The following is an 8,158-nucleotide window of genomic DNA, read 5'->3' on the forward strand; positions in this document are numbered from 1 at the left end:
CTTAGGGAGGCCATCTTCGAGACCGCGATTATTGAGCGCTGCAAGCGGCGGGAATCATCCGTTGAAGAAGCGATGATCGAGATGTATCTGGCCGGAGTAAGCGTAAGACGGGTCGAATCCATAACCGAAGCGCTTTGGGGAACCAAAGTAAGCCCCGGCACGGTCAGTAAACTAAATAAGCGGATATACAGCCATATTGAAAGATGGCGCACCCGGCCTATAACATGCTAAAGGCCATACACGCCCAGGAAGACCTGGCGGCGGCAAGGGACAAAGCCCACGCTTTGGTGGAAAAGCTTGAAAAAATGAAGCTGAAAGCTGCTGCCGATTTGGTGGCTAAAAATATTGACCAGACCCTTACCTATTACCATTTTCCAAGTAAGCACTGGCGGCGCATCCGCACCAACAACCCCATGGAACGCATTATCCGGGAGATACGAAGGCGCACCAGGGTGGTCGGGGCCTTCCCCGATGGCGAAAGCGCCCTTATGTTGGTGGCGGCCAGGCTAAGACACGCGGCTTCCACTAAATGGGGTGCCAGGAAGTATCTGAACATGGAACTACTCAACCACAGGGATTACCGCGAATCTCTCGTGGGCTGACCACGACGGAGGCCGCTTCCAAAATTAAAAGCGAAAGATTATTGACACTATCATAATTGATTAATAAAATTTTATATTTTGCCATATCATATATTAATAGCTCTACTCGCTAGTTCGCCATGCAAGCTGTATTTAAATAACTTTTAGTCACCGCATTATTTTCTATTTCGTTTTTAAATGTTGTCATCATGTCAAGTACTATTTTTCGCCATTCGCAATAATCATCAGCATCCAACGCAATATCATTGCCATGTGCAATATGGTTTCTCTGCCCTAGCAGTTTTGCATCAATGAACTTTTCTTTAGACTCAAACAAGCTATAATTTAAGTTTAATGTCCATATAATTTCCTTAAGTACGCTTGAAGAGAGGTTGCTTTCAGTATTTATTGCAGTCTTAAACGGGATTGAAGATCGAGCATTCATTTGTGTGAGGAAAAAATTGGTAATTTTACCGAACTCGGAGCTTTTCTTTGATTCATTATTAAAAGAAATTGCACTCCTCATAGATAATGTAAGTAGATTTTCCTTTAATTGAGAATTACAGTGTCGTTGCATGGCTATAAATTCTAGGTAACATCTACTACATATCTTGATAAAACCTTCCCAGTGAGCATAAAGCATCACCACGCCACAGCGGGCCAACAATGGGATGAATGAACGATCGGACTTGTTTTGATCTAAGAGATATTTCAAGCCAGTTAGTTCTTTTTTTCTCCACCCGAGCTCATAAGAAAGTTTATCTGACAAATCGTCTAGCGTACGAATTTTCATTTTGAAAAAAGTTTCCTACCTAATGCCATAAGATTAGGGACCCTGGTATTTGCGCGGGCTCCTGAGCCAGACCATTTATTATAGGTTTTATTCGTATATAGTTGTTTAACATTCTTAACTACATGTTCTTCTGATGGCAAGTCGGGATAATTATATCCTAAGCCGTATGCGACAACTTCAAATGGCGATAGTAAAAAACCTCCTTTGAATTTGTTATCTGTATACCTCCTAAAAGAGTTGCTTGCTGTGGATCTTGCCAATAAATCAAATGTCGCTTCAAATTGCTTCAATGTAAAATCATAATCAAAAACTTCACCCTCAGCTAATTCAATCATCTTTGATGTTAAATACTCTCCCACATCACGAGATCTATCATATTCTTCAATTTTCAAATTAGAAAAAATTATAAAACGTAATGCTAATTCTAAATCATATTGCTCGATAATATTTTTATCGCTAAGAGAAATTGACTCTTGGAAGTTTTCGTTATCGGCTAATTCTCGCAACCATTTGTAAAATTCTGGCTTGACCATCACTAATATACAATTACGAACTTCCTGTGGAGTGAGGGCTGAGCCCCCTGTATTTAACCTTTGAAAAAGTTCATATTTTGCAATATCATCGCTCTCTCTTAAAATAATGCTAACATTTATTTTTGAGCGTTTTATTATTAGTCGTTGTTCCGCAGTTAATGAGCCTCTGGTATCATCTAGATCATTCCATTTTTTTCCCTCAAGATCTGACAAATATTTTGTTTTCTGCAACACAAGCGGATTGATATTATTCGTACTTTCATCTTTTAAAACGCCAACAAATTGATAGATTGTGGATAACCTTTGGAGTCCATCAACAACATCCCAAACACCGTCTTTTCTTTGACTGACAAAAATAGGAGGGATGGGAATACCAAGCAAAATCGACTCAATTAAATCACTTTTTTGAGATAATGACCATCGAAAGAACCTCTGAAACTCTGGATGTATATCTATTTCTTTATTCTCATACAGGCTTATCCATTCCCCTATGGACATACCATAGCCATCAGTCCTGATCTCTTTCCGCATTTGGTCTATCTGATCTTGTAAAGACATAGCCAATCCCTTAATTCAATTTTAATTAAAAATAGAGTACGCAGTTATAATAATATATTATTAATCATTCACTTTTTCGTCATTCAATATTAATTGAAAGTTTGAGATTATCTAAACTCAAACTTCTAACCAAATATTTACGCTTGTTAGTGACATGAGACTCAAGACTTATTGCATAATTCATGAGCACCCCAGAACTCAACCTTTAAATGGAATCTTTACCCAAGACAGAACTCACCGTCCCCGTGCACATTGGAACCATGCCGACAATCTCCAACAGAAAACAAATATCCACTTTACTCAATACGCAATCAATGCGTTGCCTGCTTTGGTTAACCCACAGCAAGCGGCATACAATAATAGTGTTAGTGGTAGATGCATTTTTCCCCTCGAAGCGACTTGTCCTATATTAACTGGCAGATAGGTGCTTAGTCCAGCAATAACACCATAGGTGTTGCAGAGCGGGAAAGGGCTTGAGGTTCTAACGACTAGCAGGCTGTTGAAAAAGTCCCGTCCCGCATCCATATCTATTAAAATAGGCACAGCTTAGGAGGAGTAGATGCGGGGAGCCGATCAGAAGCAGGGAAACATGCTATGCCTTATATCGCCGGACATGCGGGTGCCCAGGAATCACCCCTTACGTAGTATTCGGCGGGTGGCGGATGAGGCTTTCAGGGAAATGGATGAGGTGCTGGCCGGAATGTACAGCCGCACCGGGCGTCCTTCGATACCGCCAGAGCGTTTGCTGAAGTCCTTTGTTCTGATGGCTCTTTATTCGATCCGTAGCGAGCGGCTGTTCTGCGAGCAGCTTGATTACAACCTTTTGTTCCGCTGGTTTCTTGATATGGACATGGTGGAGGACAGCTTTGATCATTCCAGCTTCAGCAAGAACCGCCAGCGTCTTTTGGACCACGGAGTTGCCCAGAAGTTTTTCGCCCAGGTGGTTGGCTACGCTCGCGACAGGGAGCTTTTGAGTGATGATCATTTCACGGTGGACGGCACCTTGATCGAGGCCTGGGCATCTTTGAAGAGCTTTAAGCCCAAGGGCGAGAAGGCAAAAGAGCAAGAACCGCCCGATGATCCGGGCAATCCCAGCATTGATTTCAAGGGCCAAAATCGCAAAAACAGCACCCACTCCTCCACTACTGATCCAGAGTCCCGGTTGATGCGCAAGGGAAAAGGCAAGTAAGCCAAGCTTTCCTACTGCCTCAATGCCCTGATGGAAAACCGTAACGGGCTACTTATGGACTTCAAGCTGGCCGCGGCCACCGGCACTGCGGAGCGGGAAACAGCGCTTGAAATGCTGGATCACAGCCTGCCCGGCTCCAACCGAATAACCCTTGGCGCTGACAAAGGCTATGACACCTTCAAATTCGTAACACTTTGCAGACTGCGTAACGTAACTCCACATGTCTCCCAGAACACAGCCAGAAAAGGCGGCTCCTGCATAGACTCCCGCACCAACCGGCACAAAGGTTACCAAGTAAGCCAGCGGATACGCAAAAGGGTGGAGGAAATCTTCGGCTGGGCCAAGACCGTGGGCAACTTCAGGAAAACCAGATTCGTGGGCATGGATAAGACACAACTGGCGGCCTACTTCGTGGGAGCGGCATACAACCTGCTCCGAATAGCCAAGCTAACGGAGGAACAAGGGTAGGAATTGGGCGGCAGGGGGAACTCTTACTCTTTCACCCCTAACGAAAACAACAAATTCTGCCGTGCAAAACACGTAGAACCGCAGAATTGATACTCAATATGTACGTTAAACCTGCTTTTTCAACAGCCTGTTGGAACGAAATACCTAAGATCCTTTGTTTAAATGTTTGATTCAAAGCGTGGACGAGCCTGAAAGTAGGTAGAGTATAAAATCGGGACAGGACTACCGAAAAATTTGAAACGTTTCAGCTATACTAATCAATATATATTCCCCAGTCAACTGGAATACTGGTGTTGAAAATTTGTCTGATTTGGTAAGGAAATTAGGAAAATCTTGCGGAAAACATAGTTGCGTTTGACTAAGGGACTGTATTGGAAAAGCTGAGGGAGATCCCGTTAAAGCGGGATCTCCCATTATCTTCAGGGCTTAAGTTGAAGGGGCTATTGGTCTTTCAAGATGCTGGCTTTTTCGAGCATGATTTTCAAAATGGTGCGGTCGGTATCGATCATGCCCTGGGTGCTTAAGGTCCCCAGGTTTTGAGTGGTCTGCTCGGCTGTCAGGCCAATAATGCCGTCTGTGGCCATCACGTTGACTCCCTGCAGGGAGAATAGGGCGGAGCGCACCGCGTTGCCCGAGGCGGTGGCCAGTTTGAGGGCGCATCCGGCCTTGGCTCCGTCGCAGATTACACCGGCCAAGTCTTCAGTGATGTTTTTGATGGCGCCTGCGATCTGTTGTTCATCGCCGCCAAGCAGATAGGCCACACCCGCGGCAGCACCGGCTCCGGCTGCAATGGAGCAACCGCAGACTGCTGAAAGCCGGCCGGTGTGGGTCTTGACATAGGCGGTGATAAGATGGCTGAAACCAATGGCTTTTAGGATTTCCTGCTCACTTTTGTCAAGATAGTCCTTCAGGGCCCAGATGGTGAGCACTGCGGTCAGACCGTGGTTTCCACTACCTGCCGAGGACATGGCAGGCAGATTAACGCCGGACATGCGGGCGTCGGCTGCGGCCGAAGTCAGGGTGCGGGCGGCCAGGATCATGTCATTTGTGATCAGTTTTTGGTCGGCAAGTTTCTGCAGGGTCTTGCCGATGCCCAGGCCGGAGCCGTGTTCCAGGCCATACTCGGCCAGGCGCATGTTGTAGTTGACGCTTTCTTTGAGAAAGGTCATGTCGTCTTCGTCCAGGCCTTCCAAGAGATCCAGGAGTTCTTTTAAGCTTCTTTGTTTGAGCCATGCCTCCATTTCGGCCCGGGGATTGGGGCCGCCGGTGGCTGCGGGAGACAAAAGAGGATTGTCTTTGAGCTCTTTATCATCCAGGGTCAGGCTGACAATATTGTCGTGCATGTCCTGGACCACGGACTGGGCCACATGACCTTTGCCCTTGATCGTTGTTTTGATCAAAAGCCCCTGATGATCGGCCATGAGATGGACCTTGACTTTGCCGTCACGCAGGGCGGTCTGGGCTTGTTCGGTAATTTCGGCGTTGATGTCGTTAAGCACTTCCAGGCCTTTGTTTGCATCGCCGCCCAGAGCGCCCAAAGCGGAAGCCATGTCAAGGCCGCTCAAGCCGCCGGTGCCCGGGATGGAGACCGCGAGTCCGTTTTTATAAATATTGGGGTCCACCCAGATCTCAACGGAGTCGATCTCTTTTTCGGGCAACAATGAGGCGGCGGCAGCCGCGCCCAGGGCAATTGCAACGGGTTCCGTGCAGCCCAGGGCAGGGGCCACTTCCATGCTTAAGACATCTTTGATTGTATAAGACATTTTTTCTCTTTCAGGCCTTTGTTAATTTGGTTTGGGCAAGCAGCCTCGCCTTGCCCAAACCTAGCTGAAATTAAGTTTAGCAGCCCAAAACAAAAGGTAACCAGCAAAATACCTTATAATCAGCCCTGGTTAGGCAAAAGAACCGGGCATAATCATTTTGGGTAGGAATAAGAACAAATCAGGCCAGATAACACCGGCGACGATAATGGCAAGCGCCAAAAGGAACATGGGCAGAATGGCAATAAACGCCCTTGGCGCTGAGATCTCGCCGATTTGAGACCCGATCAACAGGCAGATTCCATATGGCGGGGTAACCATACCCAACGCCAATGTAAGGTTTACAATCAGGCCAAGGTGAATGGGGTTTAAGCTGGCCGCCTCACCCAGGGCCTGAATAATAGGCATGAAAATGATGATAGTGGCTATGGGGCTCAAGAAGGTGCCCATAACGAGCATAGCCAGGATGATCATGGAGTAAACGCCGAAGTAGGAGGTCGTTATACCTAAAATCCACTCGGATATAATAGTCGGGGCATCCAAGTAGGAGATAATCCAACCCATGATTCCGGCTGCGGAGACACAGAACATCGGAAGCGCGTAACCCACGCAGGCATTGGCAAAGACCTTGGGCAGCTGTTTGATGCCCACATCTTTGTAAAAAACCAGCACCAGAACAAAGCCGTAGGCCACTGCAATGGCCGCCGCCTCGGTGGCCGTGTAGATGCCGGCTGTGATGCCGCCCAGGATTATCAAGGGCAGAAGAAGCGGGGGAACCGCTTTGGCGGTTACAGTGATGCGTTCTCCCCAGGTGACCTTGGGCGCCCTTGGGTAGTTATATTTACGAGCCCGATAGTAGCAGTAGAACATCTGGGCCACGCCGATAAGTATTCCGGGGATCACTCCGGCCCAAAACAGCGCGCCGATGGAGATCTGGGCCAAGGCGCCGTAAAGGACCATCATGATGCTCGGCGGAATAATCACGCCCAGGGTGGAGGAAGCAGCGGTGATGGCCACACTGAAGGGCTTGTCAAAACCCGAGCGGTTCATGGTGGGAATCATCATGGAGCCGATACCGGCCGTGTCAGCCGCACCGGAGCCGCTCAAGCCTGCAAAAAGCATGGAGACCATAACGTTTACGTGGCCCAGGCCGCCCCGGATATGTCCCACCCAAACGTTTGAGACATTGACCAGACGGTCTGTGATGCCGCCGCCGTTCATGACCTGGCCCAGTAGCATGAAAAAGGGCACAGCCAGAAGCGGGAATGAGTTGATGCCCGCGAACATCTGGTTGACTATGCTCATCAAGGGCAGGTCAAGCTGGATAATGACCAGAAGGGAGCTGATGGCCATGCCAAAGGCAATGGGCACCCTTAAGATAAGCAGCAAAAAGAAACTGCCTAAAAGCAACACTAACGGGTTCATTGGGCGGCGCTCCTTCCCATCAGCGACTTGAGTTTGCTGAAGTCATCCACCAGGTTTTCAATGCCGAAAAGGAACATGGCCACCCCGGATATGGGCATGACTATAAAGAGCCAGGCCATACTGATCGGCAGGCTGGTGCAGTAACGGGCAAAACCCATTTCAGTGAATTTGATGCCGCCCGCAACCAAAACATAGATCAAGACAAAGATGACTATGTCGGCAAATATGTTCATTAAATGGTTCACCAATACGTATTTCGCGGGAACCAGTTCTATTATGTAGTGAGACCGGGACTTGATGGCCACGGCGCTGCCCAGATAAACAGACCACAAGAAGCACAAAAGGGAGACCTCGGCAGTCCAGTCCAGGGGAATTTTAATGTAGTTTCTCGTGGCGATCTGCAAAAGAACCACCAGCGTGAAGACAACAAGCAGAGCGATACAGGCCTTTCGCAAGAAACTGTCGAGGGCGCGGTTGACTTTTCTTAAGAAATTCATACGGAACTCCGTACTTTTTCACCGGCGCTGGTTAATAAACAAGCCCTGGTGAAAGTGAAAATGGCGAAATGTCCGCTTTCTTCTGTTTTTGAGAACACGCCTTTACGATTGGTTGTTCTAAAAACGCCTTTATTTCGCATGCTAAAAAACAGCCAAAGGGCCATAAACGAGACTGTCTTGTTTTCTGTGTATGAGCCAATTGCGGATTTGATTTAACATTTCAATTTTGCACCGCGCGAATTCTTTCGCCAAATAAGATAGCGAATTGATTCATGGCTGCGGTCCAATCCTTTGGCGGCCTCTTCCACTTTTCCGCCAGGTTTTTAATGGCAGGGTAAAGCAGCTTGGTGGCGG

Annotated in this window: 5 protein-coding genes and 3 pseudogenes; 2 read left to right on the plus strand and 6 right to left on the minus strand. The window is 47.5% G+C overall.

The genetic code is table 11. The features are described 5' to 3' along the window. A pseudogene (locus X474_RS26890) lies at positions 1–602 on the plus strand (transposase); the annotation flags it as partial. A gap of 109 nt (positions 603–711) precedes the next feature. On the opposite strand, the gene X474_RS16015 reads toward X474_RS26890, so the two are convergent. Then, positions 712–1,374, minus strand: coding sequence for an MAE_28990/MAE_18760 family HEPN-like nuclease (locus X474_RS16015; protein WP_044350313.1), 663 nt, complete (start codon positions 1,372–1,374; stop codon positions 712–714). Continuing rightward, positions 1,371–2,465 carry a DUF262 domain-containing protein gene (locus tag X474_RS16020; protein WP_044350315.1) on the minus strand — a complete coding sequence of 365 codons (1,095 nt, stop codon included), beginning with the start codon at positions 2,463–2,465 and terminating at the stop codon, positions 1,371–1,373. Before X474_RS16020 ends, X474_RS16015 begins: the two co-directional genes overlap by 4 nt. 559 nt (positions 2,466–3,024) lie before the next feature. Here X474_RS16020 and X474_RS25680 point away from each other — a divergent pair. After that, positions 3,025–4,122 (plus strand): annotated as a pseudogene (locus X474_RS25680) (IS5 family transposase). Between the two features lie 440 nt (positions 4,123–4,562). Here X474_RS25680 and X474_RS16035 read toward each other — a convergent pair. The 4 genes and pseudogenes from X474_RS16035 to X474_RS27635 form a co-directional block, all read right to left on the minus strand. Next, positions 4,563–5,885, minus strand: coding sequence for an L-cysteine desulfidase family protein (locus tag X474_RS16035; RefSeq protein ID WP_044350320.1), 1,323 nt, complete (start codon positions 5,883–5,885; stop codon positions 4,563–4,565). 129 nt (positions 5,886–6,014) lie between these two features. Beyond that, positions 6,015–7,307, minus strand: coding sequence for a TRAP transporter large permease (locus X474_RS16040; protein ID WP_044350322.1), 1,293 nt, complete (start codon positions 7,305–7,307; stop codon positions 6,015–6,017). Further along, on the minus strand, positions 7,304–7,804 hold the full coding sequence (locus X474_RS16045; RefSeq protein WP_044350324.1) for a TRAP transporter small permease: 501 nt from the start codon (positions 7,802–7,804) through the stop codon (positions 7,304–7,306). Before X474_RS16045 ends, X474_RS16040 begins: the two co-directional genes overlap by 4 nt. 220 nt (positions 7,805–8,024) lie before the next feature. Then, positions 8,025–8,158: pseudogene (locus X474_RS27635) on the minus strand (IS256 family transposase); the annotation flags it as partial.

It is taken from the genome of Dethiosulfatarculus sandiegensis (assembly GCF_000931935.2).
Taxonomy (GTDB): Bacteria; Desulfobacterota; Desulfarculia; order Desulfarculales; family Desulfarculaceae; genus Dethiosulfatarculus; species Dethiosulfatarculus sandiegensis.

What these genes read in the sequence shown, in the direction of transcription:
- X474_RS16015 (WP_044350313.1), bottom strand. Translation starts at nt 1,374, where the DNA reads ATGAAAATTCGTACGCTAGACGATTTGTCAGATAAACTTTCTTATGAG.
- X474_RS16020 (WP_044350315.1), bottom strand. Translation starts at nt 2,465, where the DNA reads ATGTCTTTACAAGATCAGATAGACCAAATGCGGAAAGAGATCAGGACT.
- X474_RS16035 (WP_044350320.1), bottom strand. Translation starts at nt 5,885, where the DNA reads ATGTCTTATACAATCAAAGATGTCTTAAGCATGGAAGTGGCCCCTGCC.
- X474_RS16040 (WP_044350322.1), bottom strand. Translation starts at nt 7,307, where the DNA reads ATGAACCCGTTAGTGTTGCTTTTAGGCAGTTTCTTTTTGCTGCTTATC.
- X474_RS16045 (WP_044350324.1), bottom strand. Translation starts at nt 7,804, where the DNA reads ATGAATTTCTTAAGAAAAGTCAACCGCGCCCTCGACAGTTTCTTGCGA.